Source organism: Fluviicoccus keumensis (assembly GCF_004217445.1).
In the GTDB taxonomy this organism is placed as follows: domain Bacteria; phylum Pseudomonadota; class Gammaproteobacteria; order Pseudomonadales; family Moraxellaceae; genus Fluviicoccus; species Fluviicoccus keumensis.
In genome coordinates, this window is record NZ_SHKX01000010.1 from 822212 (window position 1) to 843955 (window position 21744).

The window sequence follows — 21744 nt, forward strand, 5'->3', positions numbered from 1 at the left end:
ATCATTATGGCACCGGCGCGGACGCGGCGTCAGCCGCCCAGGCCTCGTCGGCTGGGGGTTCCTCGACGAGGATGCGCGCGCAACCGGCCTGGTCGGCCGTGCGCAGGGCGGCGTAGAGAACGGCAGCGCAGGCCTGCGGCGTATCCGGCAACACCTGCCCGGCCGCGCCGGGCGGCAGCGGGCCGAAGGTCAGCAGGAATTCGCCGCCCGGATGTTTTCCCCCCGCCGCCGCCAGCGCCGCGCGCGGCCGCAGGAACGCCGGGGTCACCGGCGCGTAATGGCTGTCCAGCGCCCCGGACACCCGCACCGCCGGTTTCGGCCCGGCGCGCCGCACCGGCAACCCGGTACAGGCCGCCAACGCTTCCGCGCCGATGCCGCCCGGCCGCAGGATCACCAGTTCACCGTCGCGGACATCGACAATCGTCGACTCGATACCGACCGCGCAGGCACCGCCGTCCACCACGGCGGCCACCCGGCCGTCCAGTTCCTCGCGCACATGTTCCGCCCGCGTGGGGCTGATGCGGCCAAAGCGGTTGGCCGAGGGCGCGCAGACCGCGCCGCCGAAGCGTTGCAGCAGCGCCAGCGCCACCGGATGGCCGGGCATGCGGATCGCCACCGTTTCCTGACCACCGGTGACCAGGTCGCTGACCCCGGCACGGCGGCGCAGCACCAGCGTCAGCGGGCCCGGCCAAAATCGAGCAGCCAGTGCAGTGGCGGCGGGCAGCACGGGGTCCGCCCACTCCTCCAGTTCTTCAAGCCGGTGGATATGCACGATCAACGGATGGTCGAGCGGACGGCCCTTGGCGGCGAAGATGGCGCGCAGGGCGTCCGGGTGGCGGGCGTCCCCGGCCAGGCCGTAGACGGTTTCGGTGGGCATGCCCACCGGTTGCCCTTCACGCAGCAATGCGGCGGCCTGGTCGAGGTCGGCGGGTGAGGCGCTCAGGATCCGCATGACGCGCCCTCCCCCCCGCCAAGGCGCTCACGCAGCGCCGCGACCACCCGTTCCATGCGCATGAAGCGCGAGCCTTTCACCAGCACCGTGCCGCCGGGCGGCGGATCACCCAAGGCCGCGAGCAGTTCCGGCAGGCCGGATGTTGCCACGGCATCCGGGCCGTAAGCCGCAGCGGCGTGCCGTGACGCTTCGCCCAGGGTGAACAGGCGGTCGAGGCCGCGTTCACGCGCATAACGGCCGACCTCCGTATGGAATTCCGGCGCGCGCTCGCCGCATTCGCCCATGTCGGCCAGCACCAGCCAGCGCGGGCCGGGACAAGCCGCCAGCACGTCGATGGCCGCGCGCACCGAGTCGGGGTTGGCGTTGTAGGTATCGTCGATCAGCAGGCGGCCGCCGGGCTGCGGCAGGCGCACCAGCCGTCCCGGCGTGCCGCCGTAGCTTTCCAGTCCGGCGCGGATCACCCCGGCGTCCAGCCCCAGCGCATGCGCGGCGGTCGCGGCGGCGGCGGCGTTGAGGGCGTTGTGACGGCCGGGCACACGCAGGTGCAAATCGCGCAGGCCGGGAATGCCGGTCAAGACCAGTGTGTTGTGCGTATCCCCGGTGGTGAAGGCCTCAAGACGGATATCGGCCTCCGGCCCTTCGCCGAAGGTGAGGCAGCGGCGACCGTCGGCCACCGCGCGCCAGACCGGGGTATAGGGCGAACCGGCGGGAAAGACCGCCACGCCGTCCGGCGGCAGCATCGCCAGCGCCCCGGCGTTCTCGACAGCCACGGTGTCAGTGTCGCGGAAAAATTCCTGGTGCTCGCGCTGGGCGTTGGTGATCAGCGCGACGGTCGGCCGCGCCATCGCCGCCAGTCCGGCGATTTCCTCCGGATGGTTGGTGCCCAGCTCCAGCACGAAGGCGCGATGATGCGTTTCCAGCCCCAGCAGCGTGGCCGCCACGCCGATGGCGTTGTTGTGGTTCAGCGGCGTCGACAGCAGCCCGTCGCCAAAGGCTGCGCGCAGGATGCCCGCCAGCATGTCCTTGACGGTGGTCTTGCCGTTGCTGCCGCAGACGGCGATGCCGGGCAGCGCATGGCGTTGCCGCCAGCCCGCCGCCAGCCGTTGCAGGGCCTCGCCGCTATCGTTGACGCGCAGCACCGGCACGGGACAATCGGCCGGGGGATCGCGGTCGACCAGCAGCGCCGCCGCCCCGGCCGCGAGGGCGGCGTCCAGATGGTCGTGGCCGTCATGGCGGTCGCCGTGCAGCGCCAGGAAGAGTTCGCCGGGGCGCAGGGTGCGGGTGTCGGTGCTGACGCCGGTCACCGGCACGGCGTCCAACCGGGACAGGCGCGCGCCGCACAGCGCCGCCAGGCTCGGGGTGGTGGTGTTCATGACCGCCCGCCCTCCGCCACGACCACCGGACGCCAGTCCGCCCCGTCCTTACCCGGTACACGCCGGAAAATCCGCCCGCCGCCCGGCGCAATGCAGGCCAGATGCAGCCAGCCGCCGTCCGCCAGCGCCCGCACCGTCTCGTGCCGGACGAGGATCGCTTCCACCGCCTCGCAGGGCGCTTCCACCCACACCGTCAGCCGCAGCGGCGTGTGCCTCCAGCACTGTCCGTCGTGCAGGCATTGCAGCGGCAGGCCGGTGCGCAGGTCGCCGCCGTTGCCCTCGAAGACACCGATGTTACCGCCGACGATGTTGTGCAGCACCTTGTCGCCGCTGCCCCAGCGCCGGTTGTCCACGGTCGAGGCGTAGTACTGCAGGTTGATCCAGTGCGCCACCACCACCGGCGCGGTGAGAATCAGCTCCAGCACCTTGTGCTCGGGATCGCGGCTGACGTCGTAATCGTGCAGGAAGCAGCGCCCGTGCAGGTCCAGGTGCCGCGTGCGTTCGCGCGGGGCGGCGATGAAACCGGCGTTGTTCGCCAGCCCCCATTCCGGCCGCACCTCCGACCAGTCGCGGCTGCGCCACCGCAGCAACGCCGCCAGCGCGGCGTCATCGCAGTCCGCCAGCCCCAGCGCAGGGGCGCGTTCATGACGGGTCTGCGCGGAGGCGGCGGCCAGCCAGCCGCGCACGCTTTGCAAGCCGTCGTTTGGCGGATCATAGAGGGTGATTTCATCGGTGACGGTATCGTGCAGCGCGGCGATGAAACGGGTATCCGCCGGTAGCGACACCCCGCGCGCCGCCAGCCGCTCGCGCACGCCGGGGTCGTTGAGGATCGAAGCCAGCACGCGGGCGTTGACCTCGCCGGTCTGGCCGCAGCAGGCGCCGCAGTCCAGCCCGGCGGCGTGCGGGTTGTTGACGGTGCCGCTGCCGTGGCCGGTCAGCAGCACCCAGGGCGCCAGGGCGCGCGGCAGCGACATCGCCGCCAGCACCGCCGCCGCCAGGTCGGCCGCCTGGTCCAGGGATACGCCCTCCAGCACCGGATGCAGTTGCGCAGCTTCGGCGGCGGTCAGGCCGTCGGGATGCTCCGGCGCGCTGCCGCCGAGGGTGTCGCGCACCAGTTTCCACAGATAGCCCAGCCCCAGCGCCTCGACAAAGCCGAAGCCGCCGCCCGCCGAGGTGCGGTAATCCTGCCAGCTGCGTTCGCGCGCCAGCCGCCCCCGGATGCCGTCCCGCAACCCGGCGGTACGGGCCTGGCTGTCAGCGATGGCCGTGACCCGCAGCGCCGGAGCCAGCAGGCCGGGCAACTGCGGCCGGGCGACATCGCCGCCGGGCGGCAGGTAGTCAATGGGCAGGCCGAAGAAGCCGGCGAAGCCGTGGGTGCGGATGCCGGGATGTTGCGCTTCCAGCGCCCGCCGCAGCGGCTCGGAGCGCACGTCGATGCAGAACACCGCCTCCAGCGGCGGCCGGGCGGCGTCGGACACGGGTTCAACCCTTGCCAGACCGGCGTTCACATCGGCCTGCCAGGCGATTTCCAGCGCCTCCTGCCAGATCCACGGCGTGTCATCCAGCGCCGCATCGTCCTCGGCCAGCGTCCGCCGCCAGGCGGCGCGCAGGGCGTCATCCCCGGCCAGATCCGCCAGCACCCAGTCCCAGGCCAGCCGGACCGCCAGCAGCTGCCGCAGGCTGTCGTCCGTCCCGCCCTGCTGCCGCGCCCGCCAGGCCAGCCCGGCGCACCAGCCCGCCCAGCCGTTCACCGACAGCAGCAGCGCCGTGAAGTAACGTTCCGGCGCGCCGGGCCGCAGCGCGCGGCAGGCCTCGGCCAGCAGCCGCTCGGGATCGTCCGGCAAGGCGGCGAGGCGGGCCGTGATACCGGGGATGCCGGTCAGCAACGACAGGCCATGGTCGTGGGCGGTGATCCGCTTCCAGGCGGCATACAGCCCTTCCCCGGCGGCCGGACGCCACAGCGCCTGCCCCTGATCAAACCACGAGGCGCAGTGCTGGCCGATGGCGTGGATCACCACGGCGGTGAGGGAAAGACCCTTGCCTTCACCCGGCGCGGACTCCAGCCAGTCGGTCAGCCGCAGGCGCGGCGGGGCGGCCGGGGCAGCGTCCGGGCGGGCGAGGAAGGCCTCGACCTCGTCCGGCCATCCCCGGCGGCGCAGCGCTTCCGCCAGCGACTGCCGGGTGATCTCGCCCCGTGACAGCACCGCGCGGTACTCGGCGGACGACCAGGTCGCCAGCGTGCCGTTCAGGCCGTGCAGGCGGCGCGCGGCTTCCGGCAGCGGCTGTTGCGTGAAGCCCCACCACGGGTTGACGGCGATGAAGCGGTCCAGCGGCCACACCGGTGCGATGCGTTGCAGGGCCGCATCAAGGGCTTGGGCCAGCGCGGGTTCCAGGACGGGATTCGGTGTTTCGGCGATCAGGGCGGCGTTCATCAGGCATGCTCCCGGTTGGCGGGTTGGAAAACGGGGGTGGACGGGGCGACCGGCGTCACCGCGCCGGGCCACAGGCGCAGGGTCAGGCGGGTCATGCCCTCATCAAGGTGGAAACCGGCGAAGGCCAGCGGGTGCAGCCGGCGCGCCAGCGCGCCGTCGGGCCGGGCAATCACCGTTTCCTGCACCACCTGCAGCAGGACCAGCCCCAGCGCGGGCAGCGCCAGCCAGACGACGGACGGCGCGGCGGTCGCCAGCGGCAGCACGGCGGCGAAGAGGTGGTGCCAGAGCGCGTAGGCCAGCACCAGCCCGAGCGCCGCCCCGGCCAGCCGCAAGCGGACCGTCCGGTTGGCGACGGCGGCGTCCCGCAGCAGCGGGACCAGCCCGGTCAGCAGCGCCAGTCCAAGGATGAGCAGCGCCGGTTCCTGCCGGGGATCGAGCCCCGCCAGCCAGGCCACCGTCGCCAGACCGGCCAGCCCCAGCGCCAGACCGGCGAAAGGTACCGTTTGCGCGGCGCGCGGCGCGGGCAGCCGCGTCAGCCGCCGCGCCGTGCCGCCGGCGGCGAGGAAGGCGTGCGCCTTGTACAGCGAGTGCGCCAGCAGGTGCAGCAGCGCCAGCGGGTAGGCGCCCAGACCGATTTCCAGCAGCATGAAGCCCATCTGCGCGCAGGTCGACCAGGCCAGCATCACCTTGACGCTGACCCGCGTCATCATCACCAGCGCCGCCAACCCGGCGGTGAGGCCGCCCACCGTCACCAGCAGCGCCTGCGCCACCGGCGCGGCTTCCAGCAGCCCGGCCAGCCGCAGCAGCACGAAGCCGCCGATGTTGACGATCCCGGCGTGCAGCAGCGCCGACACCGGCGTCGGTGCTTCCATCACCTGCAAAATCCAGCCGTGCACCGGCAGTTGCGCGCTCTTGAGGATGACGCCCAGCGTGATCAGCAGCGCCGGACCGGTCAGGCCGTCCTGACCGCCGGGCGCGGCAATGGCCTGCGCCAGTCCGTCCAGCGCGAAGGTGCCAAAGCGCGCGTACAGCCAGATGCTGCCCGCCAGCAGCAGGCCGTTGGCCGCTCCCACCGCCAGCAGCCGCTTGCGCGCCGCCAGCAGGGCGGCGGGCCGCTCGCGGAAGAAGGTGAGCAGGCCGTGCAGGAAAACGTCAGTGGCCGCCCAAGCCAGCACCAGCAGCAGCAGGTGGTTGGCCCCGACCAGCGCCCAGACGGCGGCCAGCGTCAGCAGCAGCCCGCGCAGGTAGGCGGGCTGTCGCGGATGGTTGGCGAGGTAGCGGTCGGAATAGCGCAGGATCACCCAGCCGATGAAGGCGGTCAGCGCCAGCATCAGGCCGCCCAAGGCATCGGCGGGCACGGCGGCGGCGGCCAGCAGCGCGACCGGCAGGCACAGGGCCCCGGCCAGACGGCGCGCCCATTCGGGATGTCGGAAGGTCAGCAGCGCCGCCAGCGCCAGCAACAGCGGCGCGGCGGGAAAGAGGATTCCGGCGGGGTCGAAGGGAAGAAGGTCAGACCACATGGCGGGGCTCCGGTGGGGGATGGCCCATTGTCCGGCCTCGCGGTCGTTCCGTAAAATACAGATAAACTATGGTATCGTTCCATTAAAACGAACGATCAGCCGCGAGGCCCGGCCATGCCGCAGCTCAATTACCACCACCTCAACTACTTCCGCGTCGTCGCCAAGACCGGCAACCTCACCCGCGCCGCGCAGCAGCTGCACATCGCCCAGTCGGCGCTGTCGACGCAGATCCGCCAGCTGGAGGATCAACTGGGCCAGCCGCTGTTCCTGCGCCAGGGACGCGGGCTGGAACTGACTGAGGCCGGACGCATCGCCCTCAACTACGCCGAGACCATCCACGCCAGCGGCAGCGAACTGATGGCGCTGTTCCGCGACGGCAATGTCGAAGCGCGGCAGGTGTTGCGCATCGGCGCGGTGGCGACGCTCAGCCGCAACTTCCAGGAAAGCTTCATTGAACCGCTGCTGCAACGCCCGGACGTGACGCTGGTGCTGCAATCCGGCGGGCTGGCGGAACTGCTGACCCGGCTGGCGGCGCATAACCTCGACCTGGTGCTGTCGAACCGCCGCGTCATCGCCGACGCCGCCCATCCCTGGCGCTGCCAGCGCCTGACGCGGCAGCCGGTCAGCCTGGTCGGCAAGCCGCGTCCTGGGCAAGCGCCCTTCCGCTTTCCCGAAGACCTGAAGGGCCTGACGCTGATATTGCCCGGCCCGGAAAGCGAACTTCGTACCGGCTTCGACCTGCTCTGCGAGCAGCGCGGCATCCGGGTGAAGGTGCTGGCCGAGGTGGACGACATGGCGATGATGCGGGTGCTGGCGCGGGTGGCGGACGCGCCGGCTCTGGTGCCGGCGGTGGTGGTGCGGGATGAGTTGCGGCAGGGACTGCTGCAGGAATACGCGCGCATTCCCGACCTCTACGAGGATTTCTTCGCCATCGGCATCAAGCGGCAGTTCCAGCACCCGCTGCTGGGCGAATTGCTGCAGCGGGATCTGGGGGAAGGACTGGCCTGAGGCTTACAGTGAGCGGGCGATGATCTCCTTCATGATCTCGCTGGTGCCGCCGTAAATCCGCTGCACCCGCGCGTCGGCGTACATCTGCGTGATCGGGTATTCCAGCATGTAGCCGTAGCCGCCGAAGAACTGCAGGCACTGGTCCATCACCTGGCATTCCAGCTCGCTCAGGTTCAGCTTCACGATCGAGGCGGTCACCGTGTCCAGCTCGCCGTCGATCATGCGCTGGATGCACTCGTCGACAAAGGCGCGCGCCATCACCGCCTGCGCCTTCAGGTTGGCCAGCACGAAACGGGTGTTCTGCATTTCCAGCAGCGGCTTGCCGAAGGCCTTGCGCTCCTTGGTGTAGGTCACGGTCAGGTCCAGCGCCCGCTCGATGATCGCCATCGCGCCGATGCCCAGCATCAGCCGCTCGTAAGGCAGCTCGCTCATCAGGTGGTAGAAGCCCTTGCCTTCGACGCCGCCCAGCAGGTTGGCCGCCGGCACGCGCACGTCGTCGAAGAACAGCTCGCAGGTGTCCTGACCCTTCTGGCCCAGCTTCTCCAGGATGCGGCCGACCTTGAAGCCGGGAGCATTCTTCGTTTCCAGCAGCATCAGCGACACGCCCTTGGAACCCGCTTCCGGGTCGGTCTTGGTCACGACCACGATCAGGTCGGCCAAGTAGCCGTTGGAGATGAAGATCTTCGAGCCGTTGATCACGTACTCGTCGCCGTCGCGCACGGCGCGGGTGCGGGTGCCCTGCAGGTCAGAACCGGCGTTCGGCTCGGACATGGCGATGGCGCCGATCATCTCGCCGCTGGCCAGCTTCGGCAGGTACTTCTGCTTCTGTTCCTCAGTGCCGAGGTTGAGGATGTAGTGCGCGGCAATGGCGTGCACGTGCGCGCCGAAGGCGCGGTCACCGGCGTAACCCAGTTCCTCGAAGAGGATGGCCATGTGCGCGTAGTTGCCGCCACTGCCGCCGTAGTCATCCGGCACGTCGGCCAGCAGCAGGCCCAGTTCGCCCGCCTTCAGCCACACCTCGCGGTCGATGTGCTGCTGCTTCGCCCACTTTTCGGCATGCGGGGCGATTTCCTTCTGCACGAAGCGGCGCACGGTGTCGCGGTAGAATTCGAGGTCGGCATCCATCCAGCGTTTCTTGGCGGTGTTCATGGCGTTCTCCGGGAGCGGGTCTAGGTCAGGTGACCGAATCGGGGCGGATGTTATCGGTCGGTTGACCGATTCGTCAACCGGTCGGAGAATAGACACCCCGAATTCCCGTGACCGGCCGTTTCCGCATGCGCGACACCCTGCTTGAATCGTTGAAGAAAAAAGACTCCGGCACCACCGGCAAGGGCATGGACCGCGCCCGCGACATCCTGGAGGCGGCGCGGGCCTTGTTCGCGGCGGAAGGCTATGCCGGACTGTCGATGCGCGGCGTGGCGGCGGCGCTGGGCATCAGCCTGAGCACCGTGCAGCACTACTACCGCGACAAGGACACGCTGCTGGAAGCCGTGCTGCTGTACCAGATGGACCAGTACCAGGCGGCGGTGGCGGAGCTGAGCGGCGTGCTGGCCGACGCCGGACCGGAAGCGCGGTTGCGCGCGGCGATGGCGCTGTTCCTGACCGAGGCGCGGCGGCCGGAAGTCGGCGGCGTCTTCATGGAAATCTGGTCGCTGGCCAACCGTCATCCGGCGGCGGCGCGGGTGCTGGAGCAGGTGCGGCTGCGCGAGCGCAAGCAGTTCATGCGACTGGTGCAGGGCGTGGCCCCGGCGCTGGATGAAGGCGAACTGGCGCGGCGGGCGCGGTTGATGATCGCGCTGATTGAAGGGCTGACGGTGCAGCTGTCGCGGGGCGACGGTGGGGAAGAAGAAACGGGGGCGCTGGTCAGGGCGGCGGAAACGGCGCTGTTGGGGATCGCCCGCGACTAACCCTTGCCGCCCCTCATCAACCGGACTATATTCAGTCTTTATTCAGTCCCGAGGCCGCCGCCATGACCCTGCCCTCCGATATCAAGCCGGTCAGTTACCTCAAGGCCAATGCCGCCGAAATCCTGCGTGACCTGGCCGAGCAGCGCCGTCCGCTGGTCATCACGCAGAACGGGGAGGCGCGGGCGGTAATGCAGGATGTCGCCAGCTATGAAGAAACGCAGGAAACCCTGGCGCTGCTGAAACTGCTGGCGCTGGGCAATCGCGAGATTGAACAGGGACGCGAGAAACCGGTATCAGACGTGGTGGCGCGGCTAAAGGCCAAGCGGGTTCCCGACTGATGACGGATCATCGCTATGAAGTACTGCTGACACACGGGGCGGAACAGGACCTGGAAGCCCTGTACGATTACCTTGCCGTCCATGACGGGCCGGAGGCGGCAGACCGGGTTCTGGACCAAATTCTGGCCGTCGCGGAACGCCTGGCGGAACTTCCCGAGCGCGGAAACTGCCCGCCGGAATTGGCGACGCTGGGTATCCGCGAGTACCGGCAGGTCTACTTCAAACCCTGGCGACTGATTTACCGGGTGTGCGGTGAACAGGTTCATATCCTGCTGATCGCCGACGGCCGACGCGACATGGCTTCGCTGCTGATGCGACGGCTGCTGGCGGCTGAATCCTGAACGGGCGGGATCAATCCCGGATTCACCCCGGACCCCGCTCCTCCCGCATCACCTGCTTCACGAATTCCACGAACACCCGCGACTTCAGCTTCTTCAAGCCGGGCATGGAAGTGTTGTGGGAACGGTGGATCGACCCCGCCTGAGCGGCTTGTGGGTGACGGGGCGGGGTGCCAGAATCGGCGGCATCCTGTCAGCCCGGCCCCGATCATGCCCGCCCGCCGCCTTCGTTTCCGACCCCTGCTGTTGACCTGCCTGGCCCTGCTCGGCCCGGCCGCTGCGGAAGAACGCCCGCCGCTGTCCCCGGACGAACTGGCAAAGGTGATCCCCGAGATCCAGGCGATGATCCGCACCGACGAAAACCGGGTGAAGGACTTCCCGGTGCGCGAAGCCACGCCGGAACGCATCGACCGCCTGTACCGCATGCCCGAGATCACGGCGCAGCCGCGCAATGTCCGTGAAAACGGCCTGATCTTCGCCGGGCAGGGCGAGTTGCTGCGCTTCGACAAACCCTCCGACATCGTGAGCCGCCTGGAAACCTGGTTCCCCGAGGAATTCCGCCAGGCCCGGGCCGCCCCGGACCCGCGCTTCTTCGGCCACCTGCACCTCTACGGCCCGTTCGCGGGCTGGCGGGACGAACCGGCGGCCTTCCTGACGCTGTGGAACTGCATGCCGCAATCCGCCTGGCTGCGGCCGGACACCAATCCCTTCGCCCGGCGGCAGCGCGACGGCGGCCTGCCGCTGATGCCCATCGCCGCGCAAAGCTCCGCCACACAGGAATTCGACTTCGGCTTTTGTGTGGCCAACCGCAGCGGCCTGCGCGCCGGCTGGACAAGGGAAGAAGCCCGGTCCAACGCCGCCGAAGTGCGGCAGCTGGCGGCACAGGTGACGCCGGTGCTGCGCCGCCACTTCGCCCGCTTCCTCGATGACAACGGCTGTCAAGGCACCGGCCCGGACGACTGCGTGCTGGTGCTGCACCTGTGGGCGTCGCTGACGCCCGATGATCCGGAACTGGCCGCCACGGTACGGCGGCTGGAAAACGAGGTTGGCCCGGACACGCCGCTGCCCGAACTGGAAAAACCCACCGACCAGTACGGCTCCGGCGGCCAGGAAGGCGAAGCCCGTTTTGACGCCGCCCTGCGCCGCGCCGCCTTCCTGCGCGCCAAGCTGCGCTCGGTGCAGGCCGCGCCCGCCGCCTGGCCGGGCGACGCCCTGCCCGCACTGGTGCGGCAATTGACGCAATTCCGGCAGCGGCTGGCGGAAGCCGCCGATCACCGCTGGTATCCCTATGCGCTGGATTACTACAACGAGCCGGTCAATCCCTGGGGCGCGTTGACCGCGACAGAACCGCTGTGGCAGGCGGTGCTGGCCGAACTGGACCGGCTGCCGCCGGACACGCCCTGCCCGGTCTTCGCGGAATGGTTTGAACACAGCGCCCCCGGCCTGACCAGCCGCTATGTGCTCGCCCGGGTCAGCGCCGGACGGCCGGTGGCCTGCGCCGCCCCGGAATGGACCTGGCTGCAGGACGGCCGGACCGCCGAAGCGCGCACGCTGCGCAATCGCTATATCGCGTTGTCGGATCGGGCGGAGGGCGGCCAACGGGAATGGTTGATCGCCGGGCTGACCGGCAACGGCAACGACTGCTTTGATCCGGCCAAGCAGAAGACCCGGGCTTGGCTGCGCGACTTCTGCCGCACGCGGATATCCGAGCCGCAGGAGGTCGGGCCGGTGCTGAAGCACAGCCGCCTGCGCCTGACCGAGCGCGAACGCTATCGCCGCACCGGCCTGCCACCGCTGCCGGACCGGAACCGGCCCGCCGGAACGGCGCAGGCGGCCGCGGAGGAGCACTGGCTGCTGGCGCTGATTCCCGCCGCCGACACGGCAGGCCGCGAGGCTATGCGGCAGCAGGCCCGTGAATTCCGCAACGAGGGCTGGCGGCTGTCTGCGGCCACGCGCTGGCAGCACCCGCGACGGGCCTCGACACTAGTGGATCTGACCCTGTTCCGGGACGGGGGCGGAGGCGATGAGCGACGGCTGTTGCTGGTGCTGACGCCGCAACGGCTGCAGGCGGTCAGCGTTCCCGACCGTTTCCGCTATCAGTACGATGCCGGCGCGCTGGCGGCGGTGTCCGATCTGGACCATGACGGCAACCTGGAAGTCTGGCTGCGCGGGGAGAACGGCGAATGCGACGGCGCAGGCCTGCAGCCGGGCCGCGACTGCGCCGTACCCAGCCTGTACATGGGCGAGGTGCGCGGCGACAGCCTCAGCTATTTCGTGAAATCGGCCGCCCGGAAACCGTAGGGCGGGCCGGTTTTCCGGCCTTACTCGTCATTCAGGCTGCATTCGTAATTGCTCGGCTCCAGCTTGCAGCGGATCTTCTTCAGCAGCTGCATCATGCGCACATCGTAAAACCCGTCCTTCGTCACCACCAGACGGGCGCTGCGCAGCATGTTCACATAGCCGGGCTTGTCGGTTTCGGGAATGTCCATCCAGTATTTCACCGGAATGGCGCTCTCGGTTTCGAGGATGAACTGGTAGGCCGGAGCCAACTGCATGGCGGTGAATTCGCGCACCAGCTGGCCGATACCGTCGGGGAATTTGCCGCGATGCATCATCATCACCCCGGTCACCTGCAACAGCGGAAACTTGAAGATGGCCCCGCGCACGTTGCCTTTGTCGTCGGTCATGCCCCGGTAAAGCTCCAGGGGATCAAAGGCCAGCGCGGGCATGGCCAGGATGTCCACCTGGCCGTTGTTGAACTTGCCGCCGATGCTGGTGAGGTCCACAGACACCGGCTGCGCGCCGATCTTCTGCACCATCGTCGCCTGCGACTTGTCGAAATCCAGCACCGCCACCTTGCGCCCCGCCGCCTTGGCCAGCGTGTTGATGCGGCGGTCGTTGACCATGACATAGGCCGCCCCCAGCGGCACGATGCCCACCACCTCGACATCCTGATTGACCATGTACCCGGCCATTTCCGGTTTCGCCAGGAAGGTGATGGCCTCGGTCAGCTGCTGGTAGGACAGGATCGCGCCGATGGCGTCCAGACTGCCGACAAAGGGGTTGAACTGGCGGCCGCGCAGGTTGCTGATCGCCACGCCGTCGCACTGCCCCACCTTGAATTCCTCGGTGGCGATGCGTTCGTCGGTGAAGAGGTTGATCTTGACGTCGGTGCTGGCCTTGCGCTTCAGCTTGGCCGACGCCATGTCGATGCGCAGGCTGGTGGGCGAGGTGAAGGTGACGTTCAGGTCGATGCCGATTTCCTTGGCCATGGCGGTGTACTTGGGCAACTGGGTCAGGCTGCTCATGGCGTACTGGTAGGCGCGGCTGTTGGTGCCGCCGGGCGCGTACATGCACAGCGTCACCTTGGGGGGAATGCGGTTCCAGGTGGCGGGCTTGTCGAGCAGAGCCTTGGTGCGGGTCAGTAAGCTGGAACTGCTGTCGGGAGCGTTGAGCACCGGTGCTTTGGGGACCTTGGCAGGCGCGGCGGCGGAAACGGCGGCGAGGGTCAGACCGGTGGCGAACAGCGCGGCGGCGGCTATGATTGTTTTTTTGATTTGGTGCATGGTCGGCCCCCTGATGATATCAACGGGATGCTGGCGCGGGCGGGGCGGGAGGGCAAGTGACAGATGTCATGATTTGTGCCAGACGGTCACGGCGGCAGGGGCCGGTAAGGTCTAAACTGAGCTGAAAACCACCAAGGGAAAATACGATGAACCCCGCCAAAGTGATGCGCGAACGGGTACGGAAACTGACCGATTTACCGAATGTTGGGAAGGCCGTGGCGGGCGACCTGCAACGCTTGGGCATTACCGAGCCGGGGCAGTTGGCTGGCTGCTGTCCGCTGGCGTTGTACGACCGGCTGGCGGAAATTGACGGTGTGCGTTCCGATCCGTGCATGCTGGATACGTTTATGTCGGTGATACGTTTTATAGATGGGGAAGAGGCGCGGCCGTGGTGGGATTACACGGCAGAGCGGAAGGCGTGGATGGACTCGCTGGGACGATGAGAAGTGGCCCTACTCCCTTGCGGCCGTTGGGGGTGAAGCTGAACCAGCGGGCTTCCTTACTCTCTGGTTCGATCTACCCGTGCAGTTGCTTGCGGGCGATGTTGCCGTGGTAGCGGCCGGGGTCGGTCTGGCAGGCCTGTCGGTCGCTTTCCCAGGCGGCGCGGGTGGTGAGAGGGTTGTTGCGGGGGGGGGGGAGGGAAACCGGTGTAATTTTCGTTGCTTGATTGTAATGTTTATTTTGGAGCGCGGGAAGGTGCCGGGCACAAGTCGGTACACTCTGTAGTCCTTTCACACGATTGTGACTAACGACTCCGGGAATCAGTGTTCTTTCAACGCACTGTATTTTAAATTTTTGGCACATCTACTAAAATGCTTGATAATTAACGGGAAAGGCAACACCCCTTTGATTCTAGCCATATTAAGTATATTCTCTCTGCTCCATTATCCAAGGCATTACCTCTTTTATTTTCAAATAATTCAATTTGGCTCTTTGTAATCAATCCTGAAAAGTAAAAAACATAATCCTCAAATACCTGAACTGTCACTGGATTCCATTTCGCACAAGCAAAAGAATTCAGAAATACTTGAGAAAACTCATCACTCCAAAGTCGAGAACATATTTTCTTTAGGCTAGGGAAATTAAAGTGATTCGCAAACATAAAATCCAAAATCCGAGACAAGTCATCGTTTGAAAAGTCTAATAAACCAATCTCAGCCAAATAGGCACGAATAAAAACATCTACTTGTTCGTCGCATACTTCTGATAACTTTAATTTAATCTTCTGAGGGGATAATTCTTTCAAAAAAAACTGCTTCAAATCATTGCCATTGGCATAATGCCTAGAATTTAAAAGCAATAACTTTAATATAGCCTCCTCATCAATTAGATTTTTCATGGAAGTAAACTCTTGCAATATGGAATATATAATATGCTCCCACGTAAAATATTCCATCACTTTCTCGTAACTCGCGGATGGGAAATCATAAGCATCAAGCAAGCCTATAAGACAATCATTAGCAATCCCTGCGGCATTTTCCACTAATCCCATTTTGATATTATACTTGATATAGTCAAGCTTAATGCCATATGATGATTTATCTACTTTAGCCTCATAAGCATTGATCAATAACTTTAACTCATTAGGAATTTCCCCCATTTGGAGGCTATTAACAAATTGAAATGCTTGGTGAATTTCAGATGCATCTTCGTTCTTAAAAGCATCTATGACAATCTCTAAAAAATCGTACAACTTTAAGGATGCGGCTATATGATGAAATAGATTCCAATAAAAAAAATCATTCGCAAACCTCATAGACTTATAAGTTTCAATAAATCGATTTTTTTGCGGTATTGACAGTTCTGTTTTGATGATTAGGTCAGCAATTTTTCCCAAAAAATAGTATAAATTCGAATTAACTATGTAATCCTCATTATAATTAGTGCACTCAAGAAAAAAATTAAACTCTTCACTAATATCCACATTGGATCCCAAAGAAATCAATAGACTCTTTGCGTAGTAGAATGAAAATTTTTTCGCTCCAACAGAATAATCGATCAAGGCGGAAACGAGATCAGAATGTGAAATTACGTTTAATGCATGAAATGCATCGTAGAATTCTTGCAATTCTGACGTATTAAACATAACCAACTTAAGAGACTCTACGTCATCGAAATCGCCATAGTAAGCTAAGGTTCGCAAAGAAAAACAAAGTGGAATATTTTTATCAGTGATCCACTCGTGCAATCTTGATCTAACAATATCAACAGTAGCTTGAGGAGGGGAGTTAAACCATAACGAATAAGTGCCACCGGAGATTTTGGCAGGCATTTGACTCTTCAATTCATTATCTTGCAGTATTAATAAAAGAGTTTCCTTATGCCCATTGATTGCTAACGAACGCAGACATTGAAAGGAATAATGATGATCACTTATGTTTGATAAGTATTTTAACCTTGCAATACTATTATCCGTACCAAGTACTCCTAAAGCAAATATTGCCTTGCTTTTCTCTAAATATTTATCGCCCTGCACAAGATCAAATAGTATTTCCTCGGCAAGCAGCAAATATTCACCACCATATTTTTTGGCAACATTAGCGCCAAGCAGTATATTAAAGGAGAAAACATAATTCAAAAAATTTTTTTTCTCGTCATCACTAATGTGCATAGCCGTGAACAGCCATAAGTCTTCATATCTATCATCGTGATATTCTGAATTAAATTTCCTCCAATTTTCTGAGAAAACCGCTGCAGCCAAATAATCAGCAATAATTAAATGACAATAATAATACCCATTAAAGTCCTCTCTAAAAATTTCATAATAAGTGACCATTGACAAGAGATCATCGAAACCAATAACCCCATTAATGCTGCTGTCATTTTCAACGGTTTTGAAAACCTCTAATAAGCCTTCCTCAAAATCCTTCGTTGATATATTAACCAACTTAGTTCTCACTCGAAAATTATACACCAGCAGCGACAAAATATTTTTTATCAGTCCTTTTGGTATCTTGCTAATCTTTAGATTTTCGCTTCTGATTTTTGACCTGTCGACATCCAACTTTTTTTCGAGCCAGTGATCTAAGAGATCATTAATGGATTGCGGTAGGTTATTCTTAAATTTAAAGAAGTCCATCGTCATGCTCATAAAGAACGGCAATGACAAATACTCTCTACCAAAACGACCCAAACTTCCTCTGTATTCATCGCAAAATAAACTTAATTCCTCACCATTAAAATTAATTCTCGCGAAATCAAAAACCGTGCGGTAAGATATTGGTAGTATCTTTATACAAAAGTCCACCTTATTAATTCGCGTAAGAATATTAAGACCGACATCCCTCAGAGTAATGATAAACCCACTTATTCCCAATAACTCAATCTCATCAACAAAAGCCTGAGTATCTGTTTCAAGCATCTCGTCCAAGCCATCAAACAAATATACAAACTTGTACGGAAGTGACATCCAGGAGCCATAATTAATCCCAAGCACTTCATTTATTTTCCGCTTTAGCACATTCCTGGAATAACCGCGAAGATCAATTCGTACTGGGAGATATTCAAAATCATCACACTGCTTTAGTAATAGGTGCTCAATTACAGAGATTGTAGTTGTTTTTCCACTGCCACCTGCAGATGACAGCACAATATTTCGCCCATCCCTCAAGCAACTCAAAATACCATCCAACGAAATTGGCCCCCCATCACCATTATATTCTTCGATAGACTCAAATTTGTTCGGTAACGCCGCAAATGAATAATCCAAGGACACAAAATTATTTTTTTGCAATTTATTACTGATATATTTCTTAATATTAAAATCGGGACGTGGATGCTCTTTAAAAGCCAACTCCAACACGAAAAATCGATCTAATATATGGGAGATCTCACTCCAAATAACGCCCAGCTCATTACCAAAGTCAATACTTGACCATATAAAAAGCTTATCAAGGGAGTCAAGGTAATTAACAACAAGAGAATACGGATCTAGTCCTTTTCCTTTGACAACAATCAACTGCTCAGAATTGTATTTATTTGCTTGTAATTTCTCCCTGCAAAGTTCCTTGATGTCGATATAATTTTTCTGACGTAGCTGAACCCTTAATTTTCCAGAAACATCACTCGCGGTAATGATGTAATGCTCTTTTGGAGAGTTTCCATTTACAGCGCCATCCAGCGCAACTTTAATTAGTTCTTCAATGACAGTATCAGTATAAAGAGTATCACTATATCTTTTACATTGTATGCAAACTAATCCACCATCATTTCGTATAGCCGTGCAATCATAACCTTGATCTCCCGAAGGTTGGCGACCAGCCATCAACTCAAAACCTTTGTAAGCACCTAATTTAACTAGAACTTGATAAGTGAAATCTTCAAACAAATCGGAAGATAGGCCTGTCAAAGGCAATTGTTGCCCTCTATACAATGGTATTTTTTTTACGTCATTACTCAATTTATTTCATCCTCATCATATGATTTGATTAACAATCATCACCAGCATTGAATCTTTCAAGTGTGTTGTTCTTGCCAACTATTCCCAAATAGGATCTTTACAGCACTTGCGCCATCGTCTTAATTTATCATGCTTGTTCACATTTGTTGGGCAAAATCTGTGTTGCCTTGCTGTCGCTCCCCAATCAATGCTCCCCCGCAACTCTCAGCCAACTACGCCGAAACGGAAACGGGGCCAGACTCGAATGCCAGAGGGTACGTTAAACGACAATCCTAGCAGATAAATCACAACCCACCACACTCCCATCTCCTCAGAATCCGGGTGTTGCGGGGTGACTTGATAACCTCCAGCTGTCGGGATAACCCAGCAATGATCTGCTCGCCATAACACGACCAGACTGCTCAAACCACCCTCGTCAACACATGCCCCATCCCCTCCACATGCCAATTCGCCCAAATCCTCCCCCGCCCATCCGGCTCCAACGCCAGCCAATTCCGCGCCTGAATCAAAAAGTGACTGCTCCCCGCCAACCGCTCCAAAGAAGCTGAAACCCCCTCCGCCACCAACTCCGGCTTATCCGCCACCTGCTCCAGCACCCACCGCGCCAACGCCGGTCCCGGCGGATGCACAATACCCGACGACACCAACTGATTCACCCCCACCGCCGGCAAATCCCCCTCCGCCGCTGCCCTTATCACCCCCATCGCCCCCACATGCACATCCCCCGACAGGATGCTCACCTGGCACCCCGCCGACCGCGCATGCCCCACCAACCGCTTGATCAACCGCAAACGCTCCTGCTGGTGCGGCACGCTGCGCCAATGATCGCGCAAATCATCCTCCAGCTCCTGCTGCCCCGGCAGCGCCCCCAGCATCCGCTCCAGCAAATTCAAATCCACATACGCCACCGGCACACTGCTCAACACCAGCAGATGTTTGTGCCCGCGCATGGCATCCAGCCACGCAAACAGCGCATTCCAGTTCGCCGCCGACACAATCCGCGTCGGCTGCACCGGCATATTCGGCACTGAAATGGTGGGCGCCCGGTCCGACCGCAAATCCGGCACCAGCAGGCTTACCTCGCCCAGCCCGGTAAACCCCAGACTGAAAGCATCCTGCCCCGGTATCGCCGCCGGATGCGCCACGCCCAGCGGCTGCTGCAACTGGAACAACTGGAAATAATCCCGCGCCACCGCGAAAATGCCCTGATACACCGCACAGCCATGCAGCGCCTGCGGATAGGAACCCCACCCGTCCATGATGTCGTGGTCGTCCCACATCATGATCGTCGGCACCGAACCGAACACCGTCTGCAAATCCGGCTCCGCCCAGCGCCGCAGGTACAGGTTGCAGAAGAAACCGTCCACCGCCGCCTGCAAGCGCTGCGACCAGGCCGCCTTCGTCTTCTTTGCCTCGGACAGCGAGGTCCAGTCATGCAGCGCGGGCACCGCCTGCCACATCTCGTCGCTGTAAACCTGATCGCCGCCCATCAGCAGCAGGTGATAAGCCCCCGCCCGGTGCGCCTTGGCCAGGTCCTGCCAGCGGCCGAACTTCTCGCCCACGTCCTTCATCAGCTTGGGGTCGGAAAAACCGTTGCAGGACACATAGGCCATGCGCGGCGTCTGCCCGGCGGCGGGCACTTCAAACCGGTGAGGCACGCCTTCCACCACATAATCCACCGTCCGCGCGGCTTCACCCTGCAACACATCCATGTCCACCCGCCACACCTGATAACGCGGGCTGCCAAAGGGTACGGCGGCCAGCTTCACCACCGGCAGGGCATATTCAGGATGCGGAAACAGGGCAACGGGCGGCGCGGCGTTGAGCGGTGTCACCACAAGCGCGGACACGCAGTAACGGCCGAAATGGATGCCGCGAAATTGCAGGATGGGACCAAGGACTAGGGACATGGCTTCTCTCCGTGAAACAGCCCGTGCGGGCTTCCTGGGGTGTCCGGAACAAATGGTGAACGATGCCTTGTTTTAGTTGAAAAACGGGGGGAAGTAAAGCGACCGGGGTCGGCATTTTCCCAATCAAAAAAGCCGGTGTACTATCACTCCGTTACACCCAAAACTACAACATCACCTTCACAAGGACAGCCCATGAAAATCCGCCTGCTTCCCCTCGCCCTGCTCGGCCTGTGCGCCGCCGCCTCCGCCGCCCCGGTCACCTATGTCATCGACCCCACCCACACCTACCCCAGCTTTGAAGCCGACCACTTCGGCGGCATGTCGGTGTGGCGCGGCAAGTTCAACAAGACCAGCGGCAAGCTGCTTGTCGACAAGGAAGGCGGCAGCGGCAGCGTCGACATCACCATCGACATCAACAGCATCGACTATGGCCTGGACGCCATGAACGCCAAGGCGCGCAGCGCCGAGCTGTTCGATGCGAAGAAGTATCCGAAGGCTTACTACAAGGGCAATTTTGCCGGCTACAGCAACGGCGTGCCGTCGCGGGTGGAAGGCGAGCTGACGCTGCACGGCGTCACCAAGCCGCTGGTGCTGACGCTGAATTCGGTGAAGTGCATGCCGCACCCGATGCTGAAGCGCGAGTTCTGCGGCGCGGACGCCATCGCCACCCTCAACCGCGATGACTTCGGCATCAGCGCGGGCAAGGACTGGGGGTTCAAGATGGATGTGACGCTGCGTATCCAGGTGGAAGCCGTGGCGGAAAAGGCCAAACCCTGACCGGCAGCGGGGCTAGAAATAGCGGTTGATGAACACGCTGCCCCACAGCAGGTCGTGGTCGCCCGGCGCGGTCTTCAGCTCCGAAGTCTGGTAACGCAGCACCCAGCTCACCCAGTAATCGCGGCTGACCTGCCGGGTCACCCCGGCCCACGCCTCCAGCAACACCGGCCGCACCTCGGCGGCGCTGTAATGCAGGTCGCTGTGGCGGAACTGCCCTTGCAGCAGGGCGTTCCACGGCCGCACCTTCACCTTCGCTCCCGCCCAGACATAATGCTCGCGGTCGCCCGCGAATTCGCGGTAGGTCATGCCGGTGGCCGGTTGCGAAAAATACTCGGCGCGGTCGGGGGCGAAACTCCACCACGGGGTGTGGATGCGCCCCAGCCGCAGCGAGATCGAGGCGTTGGCGTCGGTGATGAAGCCGATCCCGGCCTCGGCGGCGGGCTTGATCTCATAGCGCCACGCGCCGAGATTGCCGTCCGCCAGCAAATGCTGCAGCGAACGGCTGTAACGGAAGGTCGGCTCGCCGCCCGCGGACACCTGATGCCGCCAGCCGCGCGGCGGCGTTGACCCGATCACGCTATGGAATTGCTCCTGCACATCGGCGATCAGCGGCAGGCCCAGCACGCCCAGGGTCAGGGTGCTCTGTTGCACCGTATCGGGATGGTTTTCATCCAGCGTCAGGCGCGAAGCGGCCATGAACAGCAGGCTGGCGTAGGGACGGTCGCCGGGGGTGACGCCGCCGACATCAATCTCGCCGGGGGTGAACACCGCCAGCCCGAACTGGCGGGCATGCAGTTGCTGGCGGCCCTCGGCCGGGTTTTCCCCCGGCAGGCCCAGCCAGGCATCCACCCGGTCCAGCGCCGGGTCCAGCGATACGCCGCGCATGGCGACTTGTCCGGCCTGCGTAAAGGACAGGCCGCCGGTGTAATCCTGATCACGCGGGCTGGGCACGAACAGGTCATTGTCCATGTACAGCGACCAGCCGCTGTGGTCCGGTTCCAAGGCCTCGATGGCCTGAACCGGAGAAATGGTGAAGGTGGCGAAGGCCAGCGCGGCAACGGCCGTCCGGCCAAGCCGGGGAAGCAGGTGGGCATTCATGAGGGTATCCTCCCGACAGACGCAGGCGGGACTGCGGATACCGTTACCCTAAGGGGTATGCATGACCACGACTAGATGACGGGACGGCAATGCCCTGTTCTCCCGAAGGAAACACCACAAGAATTA

General features: G+C 62.0%; 16 protein-coding genes. 7 read left to right on the top strand and 9 right to left on the bottom strand.

Annotated features, from left to right (window positions below; translation table 11 throughout):
- Positions 1 to 4: 4 nt before the first annotated feature.
- Genes EV700_RS04795 through EV700_RS04810 form a run of 4 tightly spaced genes read right to left on the bottom strand, consistent with a single transcriptional unit; the run spans position 5 to position 6277 of the window.
- Positions 5 to 952 carry an L-threonylcarbamoyladenylate synthase gene (locus EV700_RS04795; RefSeq protein ID WP_130411212.1) on the bottom strand — a complete coding sequence of 316 codons (948 nt, stop codon included), beginning with the start codon at positions 950 to 952 and terminating at the stop codon, positions 5 to 7.
- The gene (locus EV700_RS04800) at positions 940 to 2325 is read right to left on the bottom strand and encodes a UDP-N-acetylmuramoyl-tripeptide--D-alanyl-D-alanine ligase (protein ID WP_130411214.1); all 1386 of its coding nucleotides are present in this window, start codon (positions 2323 to 2325) and stop codon (positions 940 to 942) included. Before EV700_RS04800 ends, EV700_RS04795 begins: the two co-directional genes overlap by 13 nt.
- Positions 2322 to 4757, bottom strand: a complete 2436-nt coding sequence (locus EV700_RS04805) for a YbcC family protein (protein WP_130411216.1) — start codon at positions 4755 to 4757, stop codon at positions 2322 to 2324. Before EV700_RS04805 ends, EV700_RS04800 begins: the two co-directional genes overlap by 4 nt.
- On the bottom strand, positions 4757 to 6277 hold the full coding sequence (locus EV700_RS04810) for an NADH-quinone oxidoreductase subunit L (protein ID WP_130411218.1): 1521 nt from the start codon (positions 6275 to 6277) through the stop codon (positions 4757 to 4759). Before EV700_RS04810 ends, EV700_RS04805 begins: the two co-directional genes overlap by 1 nt.
- A gap of 114 nt (positions 6278 to 6391) precedes the next feature.
- Between EV700_RS04810 and EV700_RS04815 the strand changes: the two genes are divergently transcribed.
- Entirely contained in the window at positions 6392 to 7285 is an 894-nt protein-coding gene (locus EV700_RS04815) for a LysR family transcriptional regulator (protein ID WP_130411220.1), read from the top strand.
- A gap of 3 nt (positions 7286 to 7288) precedes the next feature.
- Here EV700_RS04815 and EV700_RS04820 read toward each other — a convergent pair whose 3' ends face one another.
- A complete protein-coding gene (locus EV700_RS04820) occupies positions 7289 to 8473 on the bottom strand; it encodes an acyl-CoA dehydrogenase family protein (protein ID WP_423201208.1) in 1185 nt (394 codons plus the stop codon).
- Between the two features lie 68 nt (positions 8474 to 8541).
- On the opposite strand from EV700_RS04820, the gene EV700_RS04825 reads away from it, so the two are divergent.
- The 4 genes from EV700_RS04825 (at position 8542) to EV700_RS04840 (ending at position 12169) form a co-directional block, all read left to right on the top strand.
- Positions 8542 to 9192, top strand: a complete 651-nt coding sequence (locus EV700_RS04825) for a TetR/AcrR family transcriptional regulator (RefSeq protein ID WP_130411222.1) — start codon at positions 8542 to 8544, stop codon at positions 9190 to 9192.
- Positions 9193 to 9254: 62 nt separating this feature from the next.
- Entirely contained in the window at positions 9255 to 9530 is a 276-nt protein-coding gene (locus tag EV700_RS04830; protein WP_130411224.1) for a type II toxin-antitoxin system Phd/YefM family antitoxin, read from the top strand.
- Positions 9530 to 9871: a type II toxin-antitoxin system RelE/ParE family toxin gene (locus EV700_RS04835; protein WP_130411226.1), complete on the top strand. Its 342-nt coding sequence runs from the start codon at positions 9530 to 9532 to the stop codon at positions 9869 to 9871. The genes EV700_RS04830 and EV700_RS04835 overlap by 1 nt, the downstream gene beginning before the upstream one ends.
- 207 nt (positions 9872 to 10078) lie before the next feature.
- Positions 10079 to 12169, top strand: coding sequence for a hypothetical protein (locus EV700_RS04840; protein WP_130411228.1), 2091 nt, complete (start codon positions 10079 to 10081; stop codon positions 12167 to 12169).
- Positions 12170 to 12189: 20 nt separating this feature from the next.
- Here the strand turns inward: EV700_RS04840 and EV700_RS04845 are convergent, their stop codons facing one another.
- A complete protein-coding gene (locus EV700_RS04845; protein ID WP_130411230.1) occupies positions 12190 to 13434 on the bottom strand; it encodes a putative solute-binding protein in 1245 nt (414 codons plus the stop codon).
- 146 nt (positions 13435 to 13580) lie between these two features.
- Between EV700_RS04845 and EV700_RS04850 the strand changes: the two genes are divergently transcribed.
- The gene (locus tag EV700_RS04850; protein WP_130411232.1) at positions 13581 to 13877 is read left to right on the top strand and encodes a helix-hairpin-helix domain-containing protein; all 297 of its coding nucleotides are present in this window, start codon (positions 13581 to 13583) and stop codon (positions 13875 to 13877) included.
- Between the two features lie 380 nt (positions 13878 to 14257).
- Here the strand turns inward: EV700_RS04850 and EV700_RS04855 are convergent, their stop codons facing one another.
- Complete coding sequence (locus tag EV700_RS04855) at positions 14258 to 17833, bottom strand: restriction endonuclease (RefSeq protein WP_130411234.1); 3576 nt, start codon at positions 17831 to 17833, stop codon at positions 14258 to 14260.
- Positions 17834 to 18234: 401 nt separating this feature from the next.
- A complete protein-coding gene (locus EV700_RS04860; protein ID WP_130411236.1) occupies positions 18235 to 19743 on the bottom strand; it encodes an alkaline phosphatase D family protein in 1509 nt (502 codons plus the stop codon).
- Positions 19744 to 19935: 192 nt separating this feature from the next.
- On the opposite strand from EV700_RS04860, the gene EV700_RS04865 reads away from it, so the two are divergent.
- Positions 19936 to 20520 (top strand): YceI family protein, encoded by a 585-nt coding sequence (locus tag EV700_RS04865; RefSeq protein ID WP_130411238.1) that lies wholly within the window; start codon positions 19936 to 19938, stop codon positions 20518 to 20520.
- Between the two features lie 12 nt (positions 20521 to 20532).
- On the opposite strand, the gene EV700_RS04870 is transcribed toward EV700_RS04865, so the two are convergent.
- Entirely contained in the window at positions 20533 to 21618 is a 1086-nt protein-coding gene (locus EV700_RS04870; RefSeq protein ID WP_130411240.1) for a lipid A deacylase LpxR family protein, read from the bottom strand.
- Positions 21619 to 21744 lie beyond the last annotated feature (126 nt).

Excerpts from the sequence above, each read along its gene's own strand:
- EV700_RS04795 (WP_130411212.1), bottom strand. The coding sequence starts at position 952 with ATGCGGATCCTGAGCGCCTCACCCGCCGACCTCGACCAGGCCGCCGCA.
- EV700_RS04800 (WP_130411214.1), bottom strand. The coding sequence starts at position 2,325 with ATGAACACCACCACCCCGAGCCTGGCGGCGCTGTGCGGCGCGCGCCTG.
- EV700_RS04805 (WP_130411216.1), bottom strand. The coding sequence starts at position 4,757 with ATGAACGCCGCCCTGATCGCCGAAACACCGAATCCCGTCCTGGAACCC.
- EV700_RS04810 (WP_130411218.1), bottom strand. The coding sequence starts at position 6,277 with ATGTGGTCTGACCTTCTTCCCTTCGACCCCGCCGGAATCCTCTTTCCC.
- EV700_RS04815 (WP_130411220.1), top strand. The coding sequence starts at position 6,392 with ATGCCGCAGCTCAATTACCACCACCTCAACTACTTCCGCGTCGTCGCC.
- EV700_RS04830 (WP_130411224.1), top strand. The coding sequence starts at position 9,255 with ATGACCCTGCCCTCCGATATCAAGCCGGTCAGTTACCTCAAGGCCAAT.
- EV700_RS04835 (WP_130411226.1), top strand. The coding sequence starts at position 9,530 with ATGACGGATCATCGCTATGAAGTACTGCTGACACACGGGGCGGAACAG.
- EV700_RS04840 (WP_130411228.1), top strand. The coding sequence starts at position 10,079 with ATGCCCGCCCGCCGCCTTCGTTTCCGACCCCTGCTGTTGACCTGCCTG.
- EV700_RS04845 (WP_130411230.1), bottom strand. The coding sequence starts at position 13,434 with ATGCACCAAATCAAAAAAACAATCATAGCCGCCGCCGCGCTGTTCGCC.
- EV700_RS04850 (WP_130411232.1), top strand. The coding sequence starts at position 13,581 with ATGAACCCCGCCAAAGTGATGCGCGAACGGGTACGGAAACTGACCGAT.
- EV700_RS04860 (WP_130411236.1), bottom strand. The coding sequence starts at position 19,743 with ATGTCCCTAGTCCTTGGTCCCATCCTGCAATTTCGCGGCATCCATTTC.
- EV700_RS04865 (WP_130411238.1), top strand. The coding sequence starts at position 19,936 with ATGAAAATCCGCCTGCTTCCCCTCGCCCTGCTCGGCCTGTGCGCCGCC.
- EV700_RS04870 (WP_130411240.1), bottom strand. The coding sequence starts at position 21,618 with ATGAATGCCCACCTGCTTCCCCGGCTTGGCCGGACGGCCGTTGCCGCG.